The following is a 20,618-nucleotide window of genomic DNA, read 5'->3' on the forward strand; positions in this document are numbered from 1 at the left end:
GGAAGCGGTCATCGCGCATAATGGGCCTTTGCCTCATAGAGGGTTTCGACAGAAATCTCGGCCACGCCCTTTTCGCGCGCATAGCCTTCGGTGTTGCGCTTGGCCTTGCCGCGCACAAAGAACGGGATCTTCTTCAACTCGCGCTCGGCCGCCGGCAGCCAGACCGGCTCACCCGAGGGCGATACCGTCGCTTCTGCCATTATCTGTTCTGAAATATCCCGGGGGGAGGCGAAGCCGGGGGGCAGAGCCCCCCCAGCCACGCTGGCCAAAGGCGCCTCGTCGGACACCTCGCGCAGATCGGCCTTGCCGCCGTGATGGCTGGGGCCCGCATCGGAATGGAACTCGAAATCCTCGCGGAACATGGTCAGCAGATGTTCTTCCAGACCCATGACCAGCGGATGGATCCAGGTGTCAAAGATCACATTCGCGCCCTCGAATCCCATCTGGGGCGAATAGCGGGCGGGGAAGTCCTGGACATGCACCGGAGAGGAGATGACGGCGCAGGGAATGCCCAGGCGCTTGCCGATGTGGCGTTCCTGCTGGGTGCCCAGGATCAGTTCCGGGGCGGCGGCGGCGATGGCATCCTCGACCTCGAGATAATCATCGGTGATCAGCGCCTCCAGGCCGTAAGCCTTGGCGGCAGCGCGCATGGGGCGAGCGAATTCACGGTTGTAGCAGCCCATGCCGACCACCTCGAACCCGATCTCGGTGGCGGCGATGCGGGCGGCGGCAATGACATGCGTCGCGTCGCCAAACAGGAAGACGCGCTTGCCGGTCAGGTAGGTGGAGTCCACCGAGGCCGACCACCAAGGCAGGCGCAGGGCGGATTCGTCGACCTTTGGCGACAGGCCGGTGAGGCTTGCCACTTCATGCAGGAAATCGCGGGTGGCCCCGACGCCAAGCGGGACAACCTTGGTATAAGGCTGGCCACAAGTCTTTTCCAGCCAGCGCGCCGCGCCTTCGCCGGTTTCCGGATAGAGCAGCACGTTGAAATGCGCCTGACCCATGCGGGCGATGTCGGCGGGGGTCGATCCCAGGGGGGCCGCGACATTGACGGTGATGCCCATCAGGCCCAGCAGCTTTGTCACCTCGGCCACGTCATCGCGGTGGCGAAAGCCAAGCGCGGTGGCGCCAAGGATGTTGCAGGTGATGGCCTCCGTGCGCGGCATCGGACGCGCCAGCGCGCGGCACAGCTGATGGAAGGTCTCATCCGCGCCGAAGTTTTCCTTGCGCTGATAGCTGGGCAGATCCAGCGGGATGACCGGGCAGGGCAGGTCCAGCGCCCCCGCCAGACCGCCGGGATCATCCTGAATGAGTTCCGCCGTGCAGGATGCGCCCACGATCATCGCCTGCGGCTTGAAGCGGGTATAGGCGTCGCGCGCGGCATCCTTGAACAGGTTGGCGGTGTCCGCCCCCAGATCCCGGGCCTGAAAGGTGGTGTAGGTGACCGGTGGGCGGTGATTGCGCCGCTCGATCATGGTGAACAGAAGGTCGGCATAGGTGTCGCCTTGCGGCGCGTGCAGCACATAGTGCAACCCGGTCATGCCGGTTGCGACGCGCATGGCCCCTACATGGGGCGGGCCTTCATAGGTCCAGAGGGTGAGCTTCATGGCTGGCCTCCGGGGCTCTGCCCCGGACCCCGGGATATTTGGGAACAGGCAATGGGGGCGGTCAGCAAAGCCTTGCGGCGCAGGGGGCGGCTGAACAGCGCGGCGAGGTCGCCGGCCTGTTCGTAAAAATGCACTGGGGTGAAGACCAGCTCGATGGCCCATTTGGTGGTGTGGCCCTGGGCTTCCAGCGGATTGGCAAGGCCGAGGCCGCAGATCGTCAGGTCAGGCCGCGCTTCGTGCTGGCGGTCCAGCTGGCGGTCGACATCCTGACCCTCAGAGATGACCGGGCCTTCGGGCAGCAGGTCCAGATCAGGGCCGGTGATGGCGGCATGCAGGAAAGGGGTGCCAACCTCCAGCGGGGTCATGCCACATTCGCGGGCCAGGAAACGGGCCAGCGGGATTTCGAGCTGGCTGTCGGGAAAGAAGAACACCGACTTGCCGTTGAGCGTTTCGGCATGGGCCGCGACGGCCTTTCGCGCACGGGCGCGCGGGGCGGCGGTGACGGCGTCGAAGTGGTCGCGGCTGATGCCGAACTCCTGTGCCAGGGCCCAGAGCCAGAGCGTGGTGCCTTCCTCGCCGAAGGGGAAGGCGGCGGGCAGATGCCGGGCGCCCCGCCGGATCAGCGCGGCATGGGTGTCGCCGAGGAAGGGTTGCACCAGGGCGAAGACGGTTTGTGGTCCCACGGCGGGCAGATCGGCGGCGCGGCGGGCAGGCAGCATGCGCACCGGGCCGATGCCCAGCTGCGCCAGCAGCGACAGGCACTGGTCTTCCACCACATCGGGCAGGGCGCCTATGATCAGCACTTCGCGCGCCGTTGTGCTGGCGAGGGTCGGCACCATGGCGGCAAGGCAGGCGTCCTCGCCTTGGGTAAAGGTCGTCTCGATGCCGGACCCGGAGTAGTTGTAGACCCGCACATGCGGCGCATGCAGCCCCGACAGCCGTTCTGCCGCCCGGGCCAGATCCAGCTTGATCACCTCGGAGGGGCAGGACCCGACCAGAAACAACTGTTTGATATCGGGGCGGCGGGTCAGCAGGCGGGCAACCTCGCGGTCAAGCTCGGTATTGGCATCGGCGAGTCCCGCCAGGTCTTTTTCTTCCAGGATTGCCGTGCCGAAGCGGGGTTCGGCAAAGATCATCACGCCTGCCGCCGATTGCAGCAGATGGGCGCAGGTGCGCGAGCCCACCACCAGAAAGAAGGCATCCTGCATCTTGCGATGCAGCCAGATGATTCCGGTCAGCCCGCAGAACACCTCACGCTGGCCACGTTCCTTGAGAACGGGGGTGTCGCGGCAGCCGCGGTTCGGGGCGAGTGCGGGGGAATCCAGGCTCATGCGGCCACTCCTGTGACGGGGGTGGTGTCGGCGTCGCGCCGGGCCATCCGGAGTTTCCACAGAAACTGCCCGGCGTTGACGACATAGGCGGCATAGGCGGCAAGGGCGGTGGCCATCTGCGCCGCCGGGTCCAGCGCGCCGGTGATCAGGCCGTAGAGATAGAAGCTATGTAGCGCGATCACGACAAAGCTGATCACATCTTCCCAAAAGAACGCCGGGGCAAAGAGATACTGGCCGAACACAACCTTTTCCCAGACAGCGCCGGTGACCATGATCACATATAAAAACGCGGTCTTGATCAGGATCGACACCGTGGCGGCACCGTAGCCCTCACCGGTCCAGACAAAGCGCAGCACCAGCACCAGCGAGACCCCGAAGACCAGAAACTGCAGCGGTGCCAGGATGCCTTGGACCAGCGTCCATTTGGTTGCATCGCGCCGCGCCCGTTCGGCCGGGGTGTAAAGCCGCTTGTGCGGTGAGTGTGTTGGCTTTGGCTGCATGTGCCGCGGCCCCTCCCTGTAATCTTGTCCTGCTTACAAGTTAGACGCGGAGGCGAAAGTGTCAACATAAACTTACACACCGCTTGCAGTGGCGCTTTAGGGCGTTCAGCGGGGGCATTCGGGGGAATTCACCGCTATCAGACTGAAAAAGAAGAATTTACCGCTCGGTTCTGCGCTGGGGCTGAAAATGCTATAGCTCAAAAGTGTCAATTTGATTTGACAACTCCTTTCCCATTTGGGAGAGTCTGACCAATGGCGCCTGCATGCCCGGACTGCACTTGCGGTTTTGCTGTTGACGCGCGACCTTCAGGATGGTCTCGGAGTCTGGCATGCAGGATGGCAATTTTTCAGTGAATGGGCTGCGCGGGTTGAACGGAGCGGGCATTTCGCAATTTGCGGCGGATGTGATGGCGCGGGTGGCGTCGCGTGCGGATCTGCCCCGCGCCGCGCTCAAGGAACCGTTGCTGGCGGCGATGATGGCCGCCGTGAAGTCGCAGGATCTGACGGCCTTGGCTGGCTTGCGGCCTGATTTCAGGCGGTGGCGGATCAGCAATGACATGCTGGCCGATCACTATATTCCCGAACTGGCCCGCATGCTGGGCCAGGAATGGCTGGATGATACCGCCACGTTTTCGCAGGTCAGCATCGGGTGCTCGCGCTTGCAGGTGTTGCTGCATGATGTGGGCCGGGGCTGGTCTGCGGACGGCACCAATGCCCCGGGGGCGGCGACGGTCCTGCTGATCGTGCCGGGAAACGAGCAGCATACGCTGGGGGCGCTGGTGGTGGCGGGCTGGCTGCGGCGCAAGGGGATTTCCGTTTGCCTGCGGATTGCACCGACAGAGGCCGGACTTGCGACAATTCTGGCCCAACGGCGATTTGATGCGGCAATGATTTCAGTTGCCTATGACGAAATGCTTGAAATTTGCACCGGCTTGGTGAAAACGCTCAGGCAAGAAACATCTGGCGCATTGCCGATCGCTCTGGGAGGGGCGGTTCTGGAACATTCGGGGGGTGGTGCGGTTGTGTCGCAGGTGGATATCGTAACGAACGATCTGTCAAAAGCGGTAGAGGTGTTGGGTCTGACCTGCCGACGTCCTGCCATGACAGTGATAACGTAAAGCGCCCGGCTTTGTCTGGCGCAGCAAAAGAACGGATAATCTGGTGACAACGGATGGACGGCACCTTTTGAACAGTGGAAAGCTGCCGCTGATGGCTCCGGAGCTGTTGGCTGAGATCATCGCCTCTGCCAGTGATCTTGCGCTGCTTGTCTCTCCCCTGCACAAGGTCGTCTCGGTCTTGGTCAACCCCGCGCATGGCATTCAGGCGCGGGTGGCAGATTGGGAAGGGGCCAGCCTGCAAAGCATTCTGGCCGGCGAAAGCTGGCGCAAGCTGGAGGCGCGGCTGGCCGATTTGGGCAGCAGGCGGGTGCCCCCGGTGATCGAGCTCAACCATGCCGACCGCACCGCCTGGGAATTTCCGGTGCGCTACAGCCTGCACCGGATCGGGTCGGACGATTCGGTCTTGATGATCGGCCGCGATCTGCGCCCGATTGCCGAAGTGCAGCAGCAGCTGATCTCGGCGCAGCTGGCGCTGGAGCGGGATTACGAGACGCAGCGCGAGGCGGACACCCGCTACCGCGTGCTGATGGAGGTGGGGCGCGACCCGATTGTCATCGTGTCGATGTCAACCGGCCGGATCACCGATCTGAATCCGGCGGCGGCGGTGTTGCTGGGCGGCAGCCGGGCCGAAATGGTGGGGGCCGCCATCGCGCAGGAGTTTGAAGGGCGCAGGCGGGGAGAATTTCTCGAAAGCATGGCCAATCTGGCGGTCGCCGAAAGTGGCGGCCCGATCGAACTGTCGGCCCGTCGGTCGCAGAAGCGGTTGCAGGTCACGCCGACCATGTTCCGCGCTGCGGGCGAGCGGCTTTTGCTGTGCCAGATCGACCTGGCCGATTCTGTCACGCCGCAGGGCGATGACCTGACCGACAATCTTGCCCTTATGTATCAGGCTGGCGTCGATGGGATCGTGTTCACCGATGGTGACGGGCTGATCATTTCTGCCAATGAGGCGTTCTTGAACCTGACCGACAGTGCCAACATCGCCTCGATGCGTGGCCGGTCTCTGGCCGATTATCTGGCGCGCGGCGCGGTCGATCTGCGGGTGCTGATGGACAATGTCCGGCGCACCGGGCAGCTGCGCCTCTATGCAACCAAGCTGACCACCGATTTTTCCGGCCAGACGGCGGTGGAACTGTCGGCCAGCTGGCTGAACGACCGCCCCAATCCGGTGCTGGCGCTGGTGGTGCGCGATGTCAGCCGGGCGGATTCGCTGCGCCGCCCCGCGGGCCTGCACAACGAAGAGGGCATGCGCAACGTGATGGAGCTGGTCGGTTCGTCCACGCTCAAGGATATTGTCGCCGAAACCACCGATGTGATCGAAAAGATGTGCATCGAAACCGCGTTGGAGCTGACCCGCAACAACCGTGTGGCAGCGGCCGACATGCTCAGCCTGTCGCGGCAATCGCTTTATGTGAAGCTGCGCAAATACGGGCTGATCAACAAGGACGGCGACTGACCTGTACCTGCGGGTCTGCTCCACCGCGCGATTTCGTGGCATAAAGGGCTTGTGATGGGGCAGGCGACGCGCCCGCGCGCTTGGCCGGAATGGCCGAACGAACGATTTTTGCCCCAAAGCCTGCCTGACTGCAGAATCTGTCAGGATTAATTTACACTATTTGCCTGTCAGCCCCTTGCCCGACTCTCAATTGTCAGGTGTAATTGACAGATGACTGTCAGCATAACGCCCCATACCCGCACCAGCCCACAGCCCCGCGCCATGCTGGAGCTGATCAAACCCATTACATGGTTTCCACCGATCTGGGCCTATCTTTGCGGCGCGGTGTCCTCTGGCGTGGCGCTGTCGGGGAACTGGGGTATCGTGATCCTTGGCATGGTGCTGGCGGGACCGATTGTCTGCGGCATGAGCCAGGCCGCCAATGACTGGTGCGACCGGCATGTCGATGCCGTGAACGAGCCGGACCGCCCGATTCCTTCGGGCCGGATTCCCGGTCGTTGGGGGCTGTATATCGCGCTAGCGATGACGGTGCTCAGCCTTGCCATCGGCTGGTTGCTGGGCCCTTGGGGATTTGGCGCGACCGTGGTGGGGGTAATCGCCGCCTGGGCCTATTCGGCAGAACCGGTGCGGCTGAAGCGCTCTGGCTGGTGGGGGCCGGGGCTTGTGGGCCTGTCCTATGAGGGCCTGCCATGGTTCACCGGGGCGGCGGTGCTGTTGTCGGCGGCCCCGCGGTTTGAGGTGGTGATCATTGCCCTGCTTTATGCGCTTGGCGCGCATGGCATCATGACGCTGAATGATTTCAAGGCGCTGGAAGGCGACCGTCAGCACGGGGTGCGCTCGCTTCCGGTGGTGCTGGGGCCAGAGGTCGCGGCACGCATCGCCTGCACCACAATGGCAATGGCACAGATGATCGTGATCGCGCTTTTGCTGCTGTGGTCAGCCCCTTGGCACGCTCTGGCCGTGACGGTGCTGGTTCTGGCGCAGATGGTGGCGATGAAGCGGCTGTTCCGCGACCCGAAGAAATACGCGCCCTGGTATAACGGCACCGGTGTGCTGTTCTATGTCTCGGGCATGATGATCGCGGCTTTTGCCCTGCGAAATCTTGGGGTTGCGGGATGAAGCTCAGCTGGGTTCAGATCTTCCGCCTTGGTCTTGTGCAGATGTGCCTTGGCGCGATTGTGGTGCTGACCACCAGCACGCTGAACCGGCTGATGGTTGTGGAACTCGCGCTCCCCGCTTTGGTGCCGGGGCTGCTGGTGGCCCTGCATTACGGCATCCAGATCACCCGGCCCAATTGGGGTTTCCGCTCTGACACCCGCGGCAACCGGACGATGTTCATCATCGGCGGTATGGCGGCACTTGCGGCGGGGGCCTTTCTTGCCGCCTTCGGCGTGGTGCTGATCCCGGCGCAGCCGGTGGCAGGGCTGGTCCTGTCGGTTCTGGCCTATGCGCTGATCGGCGTGGGGGTGGGAGCCTCGGGCACCTCGTTGCTGGCGCTTCTGGCCACCGCGACCGAACCACAGCGGCGACCGGCGGCGGCCACGATCACCTGGTTGATGATGATCCTTGGTATCGCGGTGACGGCGGGCACGGTGGGGCATTTCCTGAACCCCTATACGCCCGGGCTGCTGCTGGAGATCGTCGGGATCGTCACCCTTGGTGCCGTGCTGCTGACCATCCTTGCCGTCTGGGGCATCGAGTCACGCGTGATTGCCGAGCGTGAGGTTGATCCGGCCCCGTTCCGGCAGGGGCTGGCACAAATCTGGGCCGAGCCGCAGTCGCGCGCCTTCACGCTTTTCGTGTTTCTGTCGATGAGCGCCTATTTCATGCAAGAGCTGATCCTGGAACCCTATGCCGGCATGGTGTTCGGCTTTGATGTTGGCCAGAGCACGCAGCTGTCCGGCGCGCAGAACGGCGGAGTGTTCCTGGGCATGCTGGCGGTCGGGATTGCCGCGACGGGCCTGCGCATCGGGTCTTTGCGGCAATGGGTCGTTACAGGCTGCATCGGATCGGCGGCCGCCCTGTGCGGGATTGCGGTGCTGGGGCAGCTGGACCTTGGCCTGCTGGTGCCCGCCGTGATCACGCTGGGCTTTTTCAACGGCATGTTTGCGGTGGCGGCCATCGGATCGATGATGGCGCTGGCCGGGCAGGGCCGTGGCGCGCGCGAAGGCACGCGCATGGGCCTTTGGGGGGCGGCGCAGGCCGTGGCCGCCGGTTTTGGCGGCTTGCTGGGCGCGGCTTCGGTGGATCTGCTGCGCCTCTGGCTGCCTGCCCCCTCTGCCTTCGGCCTCGTCTTTGTTGGTGAAGCCATCCTCTTTGTCGTCGCCGCAGCGATTGCCCTTCGGGTGATCGATGCCACAAGGGGGGGCCGCTCGACGGACCCTTCCGCCCTTGCCATTCCGGGAGAATGACCATGCAATATGATGTTTTCGTTGTGGGTGGCGGGCCATCGGGGGCGACCGCCGCCGAGGATCTTGCGCGCGCGGGCTACCGTGTCGCCATGCTCGACCGCGCGGGCCGGATCAAACCCTGTGGTGGCGCGATCCCGCCGCGCGCGATCCGCGACTTCGACATTCCCGATGCAATGATCGTGGCCAAGATCAACACCGCCCGCATGATCAGCCCCACGGGCCGCGCGGTCGATATCCATATCGAGGGCGGCTATGTCGGCATGGTCGACCGCGAGGAGTTCGATGAATTTCTGCGCGACCGCGCCGCGATGACCGGGGCGGACCGGCTGACCGGCACCTTTCTGCGGATCGAACGTGACAGCGCCGGCACCCATGTGATCTGGCGCGACAAGGCCACGGGCACCGAAAAGCGCAGCCGCACAAGGCTGGTGATCGGGGCCGATGGGGCTCGCTCGGCCGTGGCGCGGGCCGAGGTGCCGGGGGGGGACAAGATCCCCTATGTCATCGCCTATCACGAGATCCTCAAGGCTCCTGTCGGGGGCCTTGCCGCCAATGCCGATTATGACCCCAAGCGCTGCGATGTGATCTATGACGGCAAGATCAGCCCTGATTTTTATGGTTGGGTCTTCCCGCATGGCAAGCATGTCAGTGTCGGCATGGGCACCGAGGTCGACGGCGTCGATCTGAAGGACGCCACCGCCGCCCTGCGTGCCATGTCGGGGCTGACGGGGTGCGAGACGGTGCGCAAGGAAGGCGCGCCCATCCCGCTCAAACCACTGGACCGCTGGGACAATGGCCGCGATGTGGTGCTTGCGGGCGATGCGGCAGGGGTGGTGGCCCCGTCTTCGGGCGAGGGGATTTTCTACGCCATGGCCGGGGGGCGCGTCGCCGCCACGGCGGCACAGGCGGCCTTGCAGTCTGGGCGGGCACGCGATCTGAAACTGGCGCGCAAGATGTTCATGCGTGAACATGGCACGGTGTTCCGGGTCTTGCGCTCGATGCAGGATGCCTATTACCGCAGCGATGACCGGCGCGAACGCTTTGTCAGCCTGTGCCACGACCTTGATGTTCAAAAGCTGACGTTTGAAGCCTATATGAACAAGTCATTGATCAAGGCGCGACCCATGGCGCATATCAAGATCGGGATCAAGAACATGGCGCATCTGTTGGGGTTGGTATCACCGAAGTGGTCATGACAACACAAACCGAAGAGCTGATCCCGGCCTGGGTGGATGGAAAGCTTGTCCCTGTGGGCAAGCTGGAGGTGCACCAGCGCGGGCTGCGGCACAAGGCGGTGTCGGTCTTTGTGATCGACGCCGGGCGGGTGCTGATCCAGCGCCGGGCGCTGTCAAAATACCACACGCCGGGGCTTTGGGCCAATACCTGCTGCACGCATCCCCGCTGGACCGAGGATGCGGCAGCTTGCGCCGTGCGCCGCTTGCGCGAAGAACTGGGCATCACCGGCCTGTTCCCGGCCTTTGCCGACCGGGTGGAGTACCGGGCCGATGTGGGCGCCGGCCTGATCGAGCATGAGCTGGTTGACATCTTTGTGGCCGAGGCCGGGGCCGGTCTGGTGGTGCAGCCCGACCCGGATGAGGTGATGGAGACCCGCTGGGTTGATCTTTACGATCTGTCGGCCGAGGTGCTGCGGAGCCCGGCCAAATTCACCCCATGGCTGAAGATCTACATGACCGAACACATGGCGCGCATTTTCGGCGCGACGGTCGGCGTCGGGCGCTAACCTGCGCCCCCCTTACCCTGCCAAGTTCAGTGCCGCCTTTGCGAATGCTCAGGGGAGCAGCGTTCGCCCGGTGCCGGATCAGAGCCGCCCGGCAAGCCATGGCAACAGCACCGCCGCGACCTGATCTGCCGCCTCTTCATGCACCAGATGGCCAAAGCCGCTGATCTCGGCATAGGTGGCATCTGGCATATGGGTCACCGCATCGCGCGACACTTTTGGCGGCACCGCCGTGTCGCGGTCCGACGCAATCAGCAGGACAGGGTCCTGCAACGATGGCAGCCGCGCCATCAGCCCGTCCAGCCGCCATTGCGCCATCATGCCCAGCGTCCCGCTCACATGGGCGGAATCGCGCACCAGCGTCAGATATTGTGCCTGACCTGCCGCATCCAGCGGCGATCCGGTCCCGGTCAGCAGCCTGGTCACGGTTGTCGGATTGCCCCAGAGCCGCGACACCGCCGACCCCACGAAAGGCGTTGCCGCCAGGGCGCGGGCCATCAGCGGGAACATCACCCCGGCGGCCCCGTCAAAGGTGCCAAGCGCCGCGTTGATGCCGACGATGGCGCGCAAAGGGATCAGATCCGCCATGCGCAGCGCAATCGCGGCCCCCGCCGAATGGCCGATCACCGCTTGCGGCGCACAGCCTGCGGTCAGGCACAGCCGCGTCAGGTCTTCGGCCATCGCGTCCAGCCCCAGCCGCCGCATGCCACCTGCCCGGGTGCAGCCCTGACCGGGCAGATCAGGCACGATCACCCGGTACCTGTCTGACAGATACGGGATCAGCGCGCGGAAACTGTGGCCGGACCCGCCCGCACCATGCAGCAGCAAGACCACCGGCCCGTCCCGCGGGCCGGTGTCGATCACCCACCAGTCATGCGGGCTGACGCGGATATGGCGGGCCGTGGCGCGGTAGGGCCAGTCGGCAGGCAGGCGGGCGCTGTCCATCGCGTCAGTCCCCCAAGGCCGCAGACAGCACGCCCGACAGGCGCCGGGCATCGGCCCGGGGCAGGGCAAGATAGGGCGCATCCATCACTTTTGCCATCGCGGCAAGGCCGGGTTGCGGGCGGTTGGCGGTGTCGATCACGATTGCGGGCAGGCCGGTGGCGCGGATCGCACGGGCAAGGCGGCTTGCGTCTTCCTCGGCGAGCGCCCGGTTGGCGGTGCCATCCAGGGCGATGTTGCCGCGCCCGTCGGTCAGCAGCGCGATGGTGGGCGTCAGCCCATGGGCGCGGGCCTGTGTCGCGGTGGCCAGGGCCAGCTTCATCCCTGCCGCAAGCGGGGTGCCCCCGCCGCCGGGCAGGCCCGCCAACCGGCGCTTGGTCTGCACAAGGCTGCGGGTGGGAGGCAGGATCACCTCGGCCCCGGTGCCACGAAACGCCACCAGCGCCACATGATCGCGCCGCGCATAAGCGGCGGCCAGCAGCAGCTCTACCGCACCCTTGGCCTCGGCCAAGCGGGCAACGGCCGAAGAGCCAGAGGCATCGACGGCAAAGATCAGCACCCGGTCCGAGGTTTCGACAAAGCGCTTGATGCGGATGTCCGATGTGCGGACCAAGAGCACCGCATCGGATTGCGCGGCCCGCCGCCGCAGCGGTTGCCAAGGGGCGGCGGCGCGCAAGGTGGCCACCAGATCAATCCGCGCGCCCGACCCCAGCCTGCCGGGGCGTGAGGGCAGGGGGCGACCGCGCCGGTTGCCGCCGCGTTCGGCCCCGGTGCCGCTGGCCCCCTTGGCCGCGCGCGCGGCACGGCCTGCGGTCAGCCGGGCCAGCAGATCGGCAGGCAAGGCGGCGCGGGCGGCCTCGACCAGCATCTCTTCGGGGATCGACTGGCTTTCGCTTTGGGTTTCCGAAGGCGCATCCTCGCCCGGATCGGGCGGCGGCGGTTCGGGTTGGTCCTGCGGGGCGGAGTCGGGCAGCGGCAGGGCGCGGTGGCCATAGACCAGCTCTGCCGCCTGTTGCAGATCGGTGTCCTCCACACCCCTGCGGCCTGACAGGGCGGCATGGGCCCGGGCGGCGGCCAGCGCCAGCAGCGGCGCGCGCAGCGAGCCAATCCCCAGTTCCGCCGCCGCACGGGTCAGCGCCGCAGCCGCATCTGCGGGCAGGTCTACATCGGGCAACAGGGCGCGGGCCTGGGCCAAGGCCTTGGCATCCATCACGATATCAGCGCTCTCTGACCAGCTGATGCCGTCCAGATCCAGAAACAACCCTAGCCGGTCGGTCAGCGCAGAGGGCAGGCCCTCGCCCTCTTCTGCCGACTCATCCAGGGCAATCAGGCAATGGCGGGGCGCGTCCAGCGCATGGGCCAGCCGCGCCGACAGGCCCGGTGTTACCCGTTCGGCCATGGTCAGCACCAGCGCGCCAGGCTGCTCCAACAGGCCCGGCGTGACCACCGGCCGGCCCATGGACAAGGTGGCCGACAGGTCCAGCCCGCCATAAAGCGCATCATCGGCAATCGCGGGATGCAGGCGCACCAAGGGCAGCGGCAGCGTCGTCAGCGCCGCCGTCACCCGGTCACGCACCGCCCCGCTGCGCGCGCGCAGCCACAGGCCCTTGAGCCCTTGCGGATCTATGGCCAGCAACTGCAGTGCAAGGGTGATGCGGTCCCACTCCATGGCTTACGGCAGCACCTCTGCCACCATCCGCGCCACCCGCACGCCCGACCCGGCCTCATCCAGCGGATCGCGGCGCAACCGGTGCGACAGGGCCATGGCGGCCACCGCCTTCAGGTGGTGGCGGGTCACGGTATCCGCCCCGTCGAACGCCGCCTGTGCACGGGCGGCACGAAGAAGCGTCAGCTCGCCGCGCAAGCCATCCGACCCCAGCGCGATGCAAAGCGACGCGCAGTCATGCAGCACGATATTGGGGGTCTTCATCGCGGCCAGTGTCACGCGGGCGGCCAGAATCCGGTCGCGCAACGTGGCATCCGCCGCCTGCCAACCGGGCATGAAGGCGTCATAGCCGGTTTCATAGGCATCGCGGCGCAGGATCACCTCGACCCGCGTTTCCACATCGCGCGGGCTGGTCACCTCGACCGACAGGCCGAACCGGTCCAGCAGCTGCGGGCGCAATTCGCCCTCTTCGGGGTTGCCCGACCCCACCAGCACAAAGCGCGCGGCGTGGCGGATTGACAGGCCCTCGCGTTCAACCACGTTTTCACCCGATTGCGCTACGTCCAGCAGCAGGTCAACGATATGGTCCTCCAGCAGGTTGACCTCGTCGATATACAGATATCCCCGGTTGGCGCGGGCCAGAAGCCCCGGTTCAAACGCCTTTTCCCCGCGCGTCAGCGCGCGTTCGATATCCAGCGCGCCCACAACCCGGTCTTCGGTCACGCCCAAAGGCAGGTCGACAACCGGCGTCGGCTTGCGGATGATCTGACTGCCGGTCACCTGTGCCCAGTCGGGGCATTGGTCGGGGCGGGCAGAGTTGACGGGGCAGCCCTCGACCGCCTCGATCTCCGGCAACAACGCGGCCAATGCCCGCACGGCGGTGGATTTCCCGGTGCCCCGATCGCCGAACACCAGCACACCGCCAATGGCCGGGTCGATCGCGGTCAGCACCATGGCCTGTTTCATCGCCTCTTGCCCGACGATGGCCGAGAACGGGAAGGGCTGGCGGGCGGTGCTGCGTTTGGGCAGCGCGTGGATCTTTGCATCCGTGGCTTTGGGGGCGGTGTCAGCGGGCATCAGGCAGCGTCCTTCTGTTGGCTCCGGCCGGCCAGCGGATCACCGCCATCCCAGCTTCCCACCGTGCCCAGCAGGGCAAAGCGGGCATAAAGTTCTTCGGCAAACCAGTTGCCGTCGCGCACGGCGGCAATGGCGCGGCCATGCGGGCCGTTGCCGCGCGCGAAACTGGCCATGCTGGCGGCATCGGGCCAGACCGAAAAGGTCACCTGATGCAGCAAGGGCACCTCTCCAATGCCGATCTTGAAGATCACATTCGGGTCGGCCCCAATCGTGGCGGAAATATCGGGCACCCGGTTCCAGAACCGCAGCGCGCGGGCAGGCCGGATGGTGGCGCGGGTCAGCGCGATGATGGGGCCGCCGGTTTGGCTTTTGCCGGGCCCGGCAAAGGGGTTCACCCCCGCCCAGGCCCCGCGCGCCGACGTGGGGTCCAGAAACAGGGTCCAGCTTTCTGCGGCCTTGGCGCGCCAGCGGACAAAGACCGGGCTGGTGGCGACCGCATCGCGCGCGGTTTCTTCATCCGGCCAGGTCGCCAGAATCGCCCAGACCCCCCAGTTGGGTCTCGGGGTAAAGCCTTGCCCGGTTCCCGATCCGCACAGCTTCCAGAACTGCGCCCGGCGCTCGCGCCGCAACCGCAGGCGCGCCGCCCCCATCTGGCCAAGCACCCAGAGCCGGGGGAGGGTTCCGTCAAAGCGGAACAGGCTAAGGGTGGCGATGGGAATGGACCGGTCCTCCGAGTCTGAGCATCCAGGATGCATGAGTGTAAACTTAGTCTGACATTATTTGGGGGCAAGAGGAAGGATCAACTCTGGATTTCTGCGCATAAAGCCTATTGTTGTAAATTGAACTAGACAGGTTATCATCCCGATATGCGCGATTCATCAAACACACCCGCTCCACCGCCTGCCGCCGATCAGGCGATCGTCATCGGGGCGGGGCTTGGCGGCCTTGCTTCGGCCATGCGCCTTGGGGCCAAGGGCTACCGGGTCACCGTGCTCGACCGGCTGGACCGGGCGGGCGGGCGCGGGTCCTCGATCACCCAGGGCGGCCACCGATTCGATCTGGGGCCAACCATCGTGACGGTGCCGCAGGGCTTGCGCGACCTGTGGGCAATCTGCGGGCGGGAGTTCGATGCCGATGTGGCGCTCAAGCCGATGGACCCGTTCTACGAGATCCGCTTTGCCGATGGTGAAACCTTCACCGCACGGCAGGACGATGCCGCAATCAAGGCAGAGGTGGCGCGGATTTCCCCCTCCGATGCAAAGGGTTACGCCAGGTTCCTCAAGGATTCCGAGGCACGCTACTGGTTCGGCTATGAAGACATGGGCCGCAAGCCGATGCACCGGATCTGGGACACGGTGAAGGCCATTCCGACTTTCGCGAAAATGCGCGCTGACCGCTCGGTCTATGCCCATGCGGCGTCGCGCGTGAAGGATGAACATCTGCGCTTTGCCCTGTCGTTCCACCCGCTGTTCATCGGTGGCGATCCGTTCAACGTGACCTCGATGTATATCCTCGTCAGCCATCTGGAGAAGGCGTTTGGCGTGCATTACGCCATGGGCGGGGTGCAGGCGATTGCCGATGCCATGGTGCGGGTGATTCAATCGCAGGGCGGCGAGGTGGTGCAGGGGGCCGAGGTGGACGAGATCACCACTGCCGGCGGTCGCGCCTCTGGCGTGCTGCTGGTGTCGGGGGAGACGGTCCGCGCCGATGTGGTCGTCTCCAACGCCGATGCGGGCCACACCTACGACCGGCTGCTGCGCAATGCGCCCAAGAAACGCTGGACACCGGCCAAGTTGAAACGCGCGCGCTGGTCGATGGGGCTGTATGTCTGGTATTTCGGGACCAAGGGCACCCGCGATATGTGGAAAGATGTGGGCCATCACTCCATCGTCGTGGGCCCGCGCTACCGCGAGCATATCAAGGACATCTTCATCCGCGGCAAACTGGCCGATGACATGAGCCTTTATGTCCACCGGCCATCGGTCACCGACTCAAGCTGCGCCCCTGCGGGGGATGACACCTTCTATGTCCTGTCGCCGGTGCCGCATCTGGGGCATGACAACGGCGTGGACTGGGCGGCAGAGGAGGAACCCTACCGCGCCAAGATGCTCAAGGTGCTGGAAGACCGGCTGTTGCCCGGGGTGACCGGGCGGATATCTGAGAGCGTCACCTTCACCCCCGAAACCTTCCGCGACCGCTATCTGTCGCCCTTTGGCGCGGGATTTTCCATCGAACCGCGCATCCTGCAATCGGCCTGGTTCCGGCCGCATAATGTGTCCGAAGAGCTTCCGGGCCTCTATCTGGCCGGGGCGGGCACGCATCCCGGCGCAGGCATGCCCGGGGTGATCGGCACGGCAGAGGTGCTGGGCAAGCTGGTGCCCGACCCGAAGGTGCGCCACGAGACGGCGGCGCAATATACGCTGCGGATGGCCGCAGAATGATTGCGCCCGCAGATATGGCGGCCTGCCGCGCCGCGATCCGTACCGGCAGCCTGTCGTTCCATGCCGCGTCCCGCGTGCTGCCCGCAAGGGTGCGTGACCCGGCGCTGGCCCTTTATGCCTTTTGCCGGGTGGCGGATGATGAGGTGGATGAGGGCACCGACAAGGCAGGCGCGGTCCTGCGGCTGCGCGACCGGCTGGATCTGGTGTACCTCGGCCGTCCGCGTGACGGTTTTGCCGACCGCGCCTTTGCTTCGGTGGTCGAAGACTTCGACATGCCCCGCGTGCTGCCCGAGGCGCTGCTGGAAGGGCTCGCCTGGGATGCGATGGGGCGGCGCTATGACACGCTGTCGGGGGTGCTCGACTATTCCGCCCGGGTGGCGGCGGCGGTGGGGGCGATGATGTGCGTGCTGATGCGGGTGCGCGAGGCCGATGCGCTGGCACGCGCCTGCGATCTGGGGCTGGCGATGCAGCTCACCAATATCAGCCGCGATGTCGGCGAGGATGCGCGGGCGGGGCGGGTGTTCCTGCCGCTGGACTGGCTGCGCGACGAAGGGGTGGAGCTGTCCCGTTTTCTGGCCGACCCCGCCGCCTGCGACGGGGTGCGCCGGGTGACGGCGCGGCTGCTGCGCGAGGCGGACCGGCTGTACCAGCGGTCCGAAGCCGGGGTGGCGGTGCTGCCGCTGGCCTGCCGTCCGGGGATCTTTGCCGCGCGGCATATCTATGCCGGGATCGGCGGGCAGGTGGCGCGGGCGGGGTTTGATTCCGTGGGTCAGCGCGCGCGCACCGGCCGGGGGCAAAAGCTGGGCTGGATGATGCTGGCCGGTCTGCGCGCCGCGGCCTCGCCGCTCTTGCCGCGCCCGGCGGTGCTGCATGCCAAGCCTGCGGCAGAGGTGGCCTTTCTGGTCGATGCCGCCGCCCGCAAGGCCGGGGCGCGGGGCCGGTCCGAGGCGCTGTTCGAGGTGCTGTCGCAGCTGGAGGCACGCTCACGCGGGATGGCCTGAAAAGGGGGGGGAGGTCTTCCCCCTGTGTTACAGGATTGGAAAACATTTGAAATCAATGGCTTGGCAGGTCTGAATTAACTGATTTTAAATACTTTCCCGGCTGATCCGGGCAGGGGGCTGTGGCAAGATCACGGCCGGGTGCGTCAGTGCTCGGACGGGCATCCCTGCTTTGGGTTGCGCTTCGGTCGATACGGGTTACATAGAGGGCCATCTCACCCAAAAGGCCCTGCCATGGATTTCACGCTGTTTTTCACCTTTCTGGCGGGCTGTGGCGCGGCAGCGGCGACCGGGGCGATGTTCCAGCCCGGCGAATGGTATCGCAACCTGTCGAAACCGTGGTGGACGCCCAAGGACTGGATGTTTCCGGTCGCCTGGACGATCCTGTATATCTGTATCGCCGTCGCGGCCATGCGGGTGGCGATGCAGGCCGGGTTTGACCCGCTGGTGGGGCAGGGGCTGGGGCTCTGGGCGGTGCAGATTGCGCTGAACACGCTGTGGACGCCGGTGTTTTTCGGCCTGCGGCGCATCAAGGCCGGGCTGATGGTGCTGGGCCTGCTGTGGCTGGCGGTGGCGGCGACCATGCTGGTGTTCTGGCAGATTGATCCGCTGGCGGGCTGGCTGTTTGCGCCCTATTTGCTCTGGGTCACGATCGCGGGCGCGCTGAATGCCTCGGTCTGGCGGCGCAACCCGGATGTGGCGGCAGGCTGATCGCTCTGCCCTTCGGCCTTTCTCTGTTGATACATATCCTCGGGGGGAGCCAATCGGGGTCGTCCTTGGTGCGAGAGGCCGATTGGCCTCGGGCGGCAGACAGCCCCCGGGGGTGATACCCGGCGCAGGGGGGGCCGCGGTCAGTCTGTGAACGACCAGTCCGCGCGGCGCGGGACGCGCACCGCCAGCATGGGTTTGAGCAGCGGCTGGCGGAAGCGGCGCAGGTCCAGCGCCTCGTGCACGCCGGTCGTGGTTTCGCCGTTGATGCGGGTTTCCACCAGCGAGCGGGAATAGAAAGGCGCATCCAGCATGTTGAGCCGCTGGCGCGGCACTGTGCCTGCATCGGCGCGGGTTTCGCGCCGCACCTGCCACAGGCTGCGGGCAAAGCGGGTGCGGGGCGGGGCTGTGGTCTCGGTCACGGTCCCTGTGCTGTCGATCTCCACCGCCAGATCCAGCGTCGTGCCATCGCGGCGGGTGGCGTCATAGATGCACAGCGCGCGGTCCTGCATCGGAAAACGGCCCCAGGTCCAGAAATCGAAATCCTGTTCCAGCGCGCGGCTGCCGAAATTGGCGTCGAAATAGCCATGGCCTTCCCAGGCGTGGCCTTGGGTCAGGTTCACCGCGATGTGGCAGGTGGGGGCGAAGGGGCGCCAGAGATGGGCGGCGTCGGGGGTCAGCAATACCTCTGTGCCCGTCACCGCCTGCGGGGTCAGGATGATCTGGCCGCGCACCGGGGTCACCATGGGCGGCGCGCCCCATTCGTTGATGTCGATGATCAGTTGCGTGCCGGTCCAGTGCAACCGGCTGGGACCAACTTCGAACGTATCGGCGGACCGGCGCAAGGCGCTGCGGCCCCGGTCGGTCATGGTGAACCGGCTGCCGGGGCCATAGGTGGCCACGTTGATGCAGCAATGGTTTTCCGGGTCACGCCGTCCTGACCAGCCATACCAGGGGGAAAACACCGAGCCTATGAAGGCGATGACCGAGACGGCGCGGGTGCCACAGGTGCTGACCCCGTCGATATACCACCAGGCATAGCCGTTGGCATCGACCTCGACGCGGAAATCCGGTCCTGCCTGATCGCCTCGGCCGCGTGCCGGGCGGAGAGGGCTGCCATCGGCACCCCCGCCCCCGGATGCGCCCCGCCCCCCGCCAGCACCAGCCCCGGCAGCCGGGTCTGCGCCACCGGGCGCTGGAATGCCGCCAGCAGCCCCTCGGGCGAGCGGCCGTAGATCGCGCCCTGTGACGCCGGATACAGCTGCGCCAGATGGCTGGGCGTCGTCAGCGCCGAAGGCTCCGGGTCGGGCGAGAAGGTCAGGCCGAAGGCTTTCAGCCGGGGAAAGGTGCGCTGGCGGCATCGGGGTTCCTCATCAGATGTGGCGGCAAGGCCGGAAGGGGCGTTCAGGATGATCTCAAACCGCTCCGGCCCCTTGGGGGCGGTGGGGGTGCGGTCCTGCGCGCAGACATAGAGCGTGGGCTGTTCGGCAGGCTGGCCGCGCCCGATGGGGCCGAATTCGGCCGTTGGGTCGTCGGTGAAAAAGACGTTGTGATGCACAAGATCGACCCCTTGCGGCGTGGCGGCAAAGGCCCAGACCTGCGCCGACAGGCTGCGGGGGCTGGTCTTGCCCCTGGGGACGGCGGTCTGGACGGCGGGGCCCAGCAGCCCATCGGTCAGGGCGGCAGGGTCGCCGTTGAACACGCAATGGCGGCAGCGCAGGCTGAGGCCCCCTTCCACCTCTACCGCGCTGACGCGGCCCTGTTGGGTGACGATCCGCCGCGCGCGTGTGGCATATCGGAAGCGCACGCCCATGGAGTCGGCCAGCCGTGCCAGGGCTGCGGCAAGGCTGTGCATCCCGCCCTCCACCGCCCAGACGCCCTGCGCTTCGGCCTGCCAGATCAGGGCGAGCACGCCGGGGGCGTGGCGGGGCCTGCCGCCGACATAGGTGGCATAGCGGGCGAACAGCTGGATCAGGCGCGGGTCACGGAACTGCAGCTTCAGCAGGCGTTCCAGGCTGACCCCGGGCAGCAGAGCGGGCCAGAGGCGGGGCTGCCGCGCCGCCGTGCGGGCGATCTGCGCAAGGTTTGGCCGGGCGGCGCGCATCACGGGGCCGTCAAAGGCCGCCAGCAGCTCTTGTGCCATCCGGTCAAAGCGGGCGAAGGCGGCGGCCTCACGCGGCCCGGCAAAGGCGTGGATGGCGGCGATATTGGCCTCGGCCTCGGGGAACAGATCCAGCGTCGGGCTGCCCTGCCACCAGTGGCGGGCGAGCACGGGTTGCGGGATCAGGCGGATGTGGTCGTCAAGCCTCTGGCCCGCCAAGGCAAAGAGCGCGTCAAATTCGCCGCGCATCGTCAGCACGGTGGGGCCGGTATCCACCGGGCCAGCGGGCGAGGGGATGGCGCGGGCCTTGCCGCCGGGCGTGTCGGCCGCGTCGATGACGGTGACGGCCAGCCCCATCGCGGCAAGCCGGATGGCGGCGGCCAGCCCGCCCATGCCGGCGCCGATCACGATGGCGGTGTCAGTGTCAAGCGGGGTGTTGGATTTGACCATGGGGCATTCTGGCCGGACAGCGGCCATTGTCCATAGGGAATTACAGTGATGTGTAAGTTTTAGTTTACACA

Annotated in this window: 18 protein-coding genes; 9 read left to right on the plus strand and 9 right to left on the minus strand. The window is 66.1% G+C overall.

Annotation, left to right across the window (positions count from 1 at the left end; all coding sequences use genetic code 11):
* Positions 1 to 8 precede the first annotated feature (8 nt).
* The 3 genes from bchB to bchF are packed head-to-tail and all read right to left on the minus strand — an operon-like array spanning position 9 to position 3,441.
* Positions 9 to 1,610, minus strand: coding sequence for a ferredoxin:protochlorophyllide reductase (ATP-dependent) subunit B (gene bchB / locus CXR43_RS05880; RefSeq protein ID WP_103333133.1), 1,602 nt, complete (start codon positions 1,608 to 1,610; stop codon positions 9 to 11).
* Positions 1,607 to 2,941, minus strand: coding sequence for a ferredoxin:protochlorophyllide reductase (ATP-dependent) subunit N (locus tag CXR43_RS05885; protein WP_103333134.1), 1,335 nt, complete (start codon positions 2,939 to 2,941; stop codon positions 1,607 to 1,609). Before CXR43_RS05885 ends, bchB begins: the two co-directional genes overlap by 4 nt.
* Entirely contained in the window at positions 2,938 to 3,441 is a 504-nt protein-coding gene (gene bchF / locus CXR43_RS05890; RefSeq protein WP_103333135.1) for a 2-vinyl bacteriochlorophyllide hydratase, read from the minus strand. The genes CXR43_RS05885 and bchF overlap by 4 nt, the downstream gene beginning before the upstream one ends.
* Before the next feature lie 329 nt (positions 3,442 to 3,770).
* Between bchF and CXR43_RS05895 the strand changes: the two genes are divergently transcribed.
* From CXR43_RS05895 to idi, 6 genes are all read left to right on the plus strand, one after another.
* Positions 3,771 to 4,559, plus strand: coding sequence for a cobalamin B12-binding domain-containing protein (locus tag CXR43_RS05895; protein WP_168219762.1), 789 nt, complete (start codon positions 3,771 to 3,773; stop codon positions 4,557 to 4,559).
* A 91-nt stretch (positions 4,560 to 4,650) separates the two neighbouring features.
* A complete protein-coding gene (gene ppsR, locus CXR43_RS05900; RefSeq protein WP_103333137.1) occupies positions 4,651 to 6,015 on the plus strand; it encodes a transcriptional regulator PpsR in 1,365 nt (454 codons plus the stop codon).
* Positions 6,016 to 6,225: 210 nt separating this feature from the next.
* Entirely contained in the window at positions 6,226 to 7,134 is a 909-nt protein-coding gene (gene chlG, locus CXR43_RS05905; protein WP_103333138.1) for a chlorophyll synthase ChlG, read from the plus strand.
* Complete coding sequence (locus CXR43_RS05910) at positions 7,131 to 8,426, plus strand: BCD family MFS transporter (protein WP_103333139.1); 1,296 nt, start codon at positions 7,131 to 7,133, stop codon at positions 8,424 to 8,426. The genes chlG and CXR43_RS05910 overlap by 4 nt, the downstream gene beginning before the upstream one ends.
* 2 nt (positions 8,427 to 8,428) lie before the next feature.
* The gene (locus CXR43_RS05915; RefSeq protein WP_103334047.1) at positions 8,429 to 9,622 is read left to right on the plus strand and encodes a geranylgeranyl diphosphate reductase; all 1,194 of its coding nucleotides are present in this window, start codon (positions 8,429 to 8,431) and stop codon (positions 9,620 to 9,622) included.
* A complete protein-coding gene (idi, locus tag CXR43_RS05920) occupies positions 9,619 to 10,167 on the plus strand; it encodes an isopentenyl-diphosphate Delta-isomerase (protein WP_103333140.1) in 549 nt (182 codons plus the stop codon). The genes CXR43_RS05915 and idi overlap by 4 nt, the downstream gene beginning before the upstream one ends.
* 78 nt (positions 10,168 to 10,245) lie before the next feature.
* Here the strand turns inward: idi and bchO are convergent, their stop codons facing one another.
* The 4 genes from bchO to crtA are packed head-to-tail and all read right to left on the minus strand — an operon-like array spanning position 10,246 to position 14,604.
* The gene (gene bchO / locus CXR43_RS05925) at positions 10,246 to 11,109 is read right to left on the minus strand and encodes an alpha/beta fold hydrolase BchO (protein ID WP_103333141.1); all 864 of its coding nucleotides are present in this window, start codon (positions 11,107 to 11,109) and stop codon (positions 10,246 to 10,248) included.
* A 4-nt stretch (positions 11,110 to 11,113) separates the two neighbouring features.
* Positions 11,114 to 12,775: a magnesium chelatase subunit D gene (locus CXR43_RS05930; protein WP_103333142.1), complete on the minus strand. Its 1,662-nt coding sequence runs from the start codon at positions 12,773 to 12,775 to the stop codon at positions 11,114 to 11,116.
* Positions 12,776 to 12,778: 3 nt separating this feature from the next.
* Positions 12,779 to 13,849, minus strand: coding sequence for a magnesium chelatase ATPase subunit I (gene bchI / locus CXR43_RS05935; RefSeq protein ID WP_103333143.1), 1,071 nt, complete (start codon positions 13,847 to 13,849; stop codon positions 12,779 to 12,781).
* Positions 13,849 to 14,604, minus strand: coding sequence for a spheroidene monooxygenase (gene crtA / locus CXR43_RS05940; protein WP_103333144.1), 756 nt, complete (start codon positions 14,602 to 14,604; stop codon positions 13,849 to 13,851). Before crtA ends, bchI begins: the two co-directional genes overlap by 1 nt.
* A 111-nt stretch (positions 14,605 to 14,715) precedes the next feature.
* On the opposite strand from crtA, the gene CXR43_RS05945 reads away from it, so the two are divergent.
* The 3 genes from CXR43_RS05945 to tspO all read left to right on the plus strand — a co-directional run bounded on the left by CXR43_RS05945 (position 14,716) and on the right by tspO (position 17,999).
* On the plus strand, positions 14,716 to 16,290 hold the full coding sequence (locus CXR43_RS05945; protein ID WP_103333145.1) for a phytoene desaturase: 1,575 nt from the start codon (positions 14,716 to 14,718) through the stop codon (positions 16,288 to 16,290).
* A complete protein-coding gene (crtB, locus tag CXR43_RS05950) occupies positions 16,287 to 17,291 on the plus strand; it encodes a 15-cis-phytoene synthase (RefSeq protein WP_103333146.1) in 1,005 nt (334 codons plus the stop codon). Before CXR43_RS05945 ends, crtB begins: the two co-directional genes overlap by 4 nt.
* Positions 17,292 to 17,522: 231 nt before the next feature.
* Positions 17,523 to 17,999 carry a tryptophan-rich sensory protein TspO gene (gene tspO, locus CXR43_RS05955; RefSeq protein ID WP_103333147.1) on the plus strand — a complete coding sequence of 159 codons (477 nt, stop codon included), beginning with the start codon at positions 17,523 to 17,525 and terminating at the stop codon, positions 17,997 to 17,999.
* 140 nt (positions 18,000 to 18,139) lie between these two features.
* Here tspO and crtC read toward each other — a convergent pair whose 3' ends face one another.
* Positions 18,140 to 18,961, minus strand: coding sequence for a carotenoid 1,2-hydratase (gene crtC, locus CXR43_RS05960; protein WP_290426951.1), 822 nt, complete (start codon positions 18,959 to 18,961; stop codon positions 18,140 to 18,142).
* 5 nt (positions 18,962 to 18,966) lie between these two features.
* Complete coding sequence (gene crtD / locus CXR43_RS05965) at positions 18,967 to 20,547, minus strand: 1-hydroxycarotenoid 3,4-desaturase CrtD (protein ID WP_103333148.1); 1,581 nt, start codon at positions 20,545 to 20,547, stop codon at positions 18,967 to 18,969.
* Positions 20,548 to 20,618 lie beyond the last annotated feature (71 nt).

The organism is Pseudotabrizicola formosa, from assembly GCF_002900965.1.
GTDB classification, from domain to species: Bacteria; Pseudomonadota; Alphaproteobacteria; order Rhodobacterales; family Rhodobacteraceae; genus Pseudotabrizicola; species Pseudotabrizicola formosa.

Coding starts and splice junctions, on each gene's coding strand:
- bchI (WP_103333143.1), bottom strand. CDS start 13,849: ATGCCCGCTGACACCGCCCCCAAAGCCACGGATGCAAAGATCCACGCG.
- CXR43_RS05915 (WP_103334047.1), top strand. CDS start 8,429: ATGCAATATGATGTTTTCGTTGTGGGTGGCGGGCCATCGGGGGCGACC.
- chlG (WP_103333138.1), top strand. CDS start 6,226: ATGACTGTCAGCATAACGCCCCATACCCGCACCAGCCCACAGCCCCGC.
- CXR43_RS05885 (WP_103333134.1), bottom strand. CDS start 2,941: ATGAGCCTGGATTCCCCCGCACTCGCCCCGAACCGCGGCTGCCGCGAC.
- crtD (WP_103333148.1), bottom strand. CDS start 20,547: ATGGTCAAATCCAACACCCCGCTTGACACTGACACCGCCATCGTGATC.
- idi (WP_103333140.1), top strand. CDS start 9,619: ATGACAACACAAACCGAAGAGCTGATCCCGGCCTGGGTGGATGGAAAG.
- ppsR (WP_103333137.1), top strand. CDS start 4,651: ATGGCTCCGGAGCTGTTGGCTGAGATCATCGCCTCTGCCAGTGATCTT.
- crtA (WP_103333144.1), bottom strand. CDS start 14,604: ATGCATCCTGGATGCTCAGACTCGGAGGACCGGTCCATTCCCATCGCC.
- bchB (WP_103333133.1), bottom strand. CDS start 1,610: ATGAAGCTCACCCTCTGGACCTATGAAGGCCCGCCCCATGTAGGGGCC.
- CXR43_RS05910 (WP_103333139.1), top strand. CDS start 7,131: ATGAAGCTCAGCTGGGTTCAGATCTTCCGCCTTGGTCTTGTGCAGATG.
- tspO (WP_103333147.1), top strand. CDS start 17,523: ATGGATTTCACGCTGTTTTTCACCTTTCTGGCGGGCTGTGGCGCGGCA.
- crtB (WP_103333146.1), top strand. CDS start 16,287: ATGATTGCGCCCGCAGATATGGCGGCCTGCCGCGCCGCGATCCGTACC.
- CXR43_RS05945 (WP_103333145.1), top strand. CDS start 14,716: ATGCGCGATTCATCAAACACACCCGCTCCACCGCCTGCCGCCGATCAG.
- bchF (WP_103333135.1), bottom strand. CDS start 3,441: ATGCAGCCAAAGCCAACACACTCACCGCACAAGCGGCTTTACACCCCG.
- CXR43_RS05895 (WP_168219762.1), top strand. CDS start 3,771: ATGCAGGATGGCAATTTTTCAGTGAATGGGCTGCGCGGGTTGAACGGA.
- CXR43_RS05930 (WP_103333142.1), bottom strand. CDS start 12,775: ATGGAGTGGGACCGCATCACCCTTGCACTGCAGTTGCTGGCCATAGAT.
- bchO (WP_103333141.1), bottom strand. CDS start 11,109: ATGGACAGCGCCCGCCTGCCTGCCGACTGGCCCTACCGCGCCACGGCC.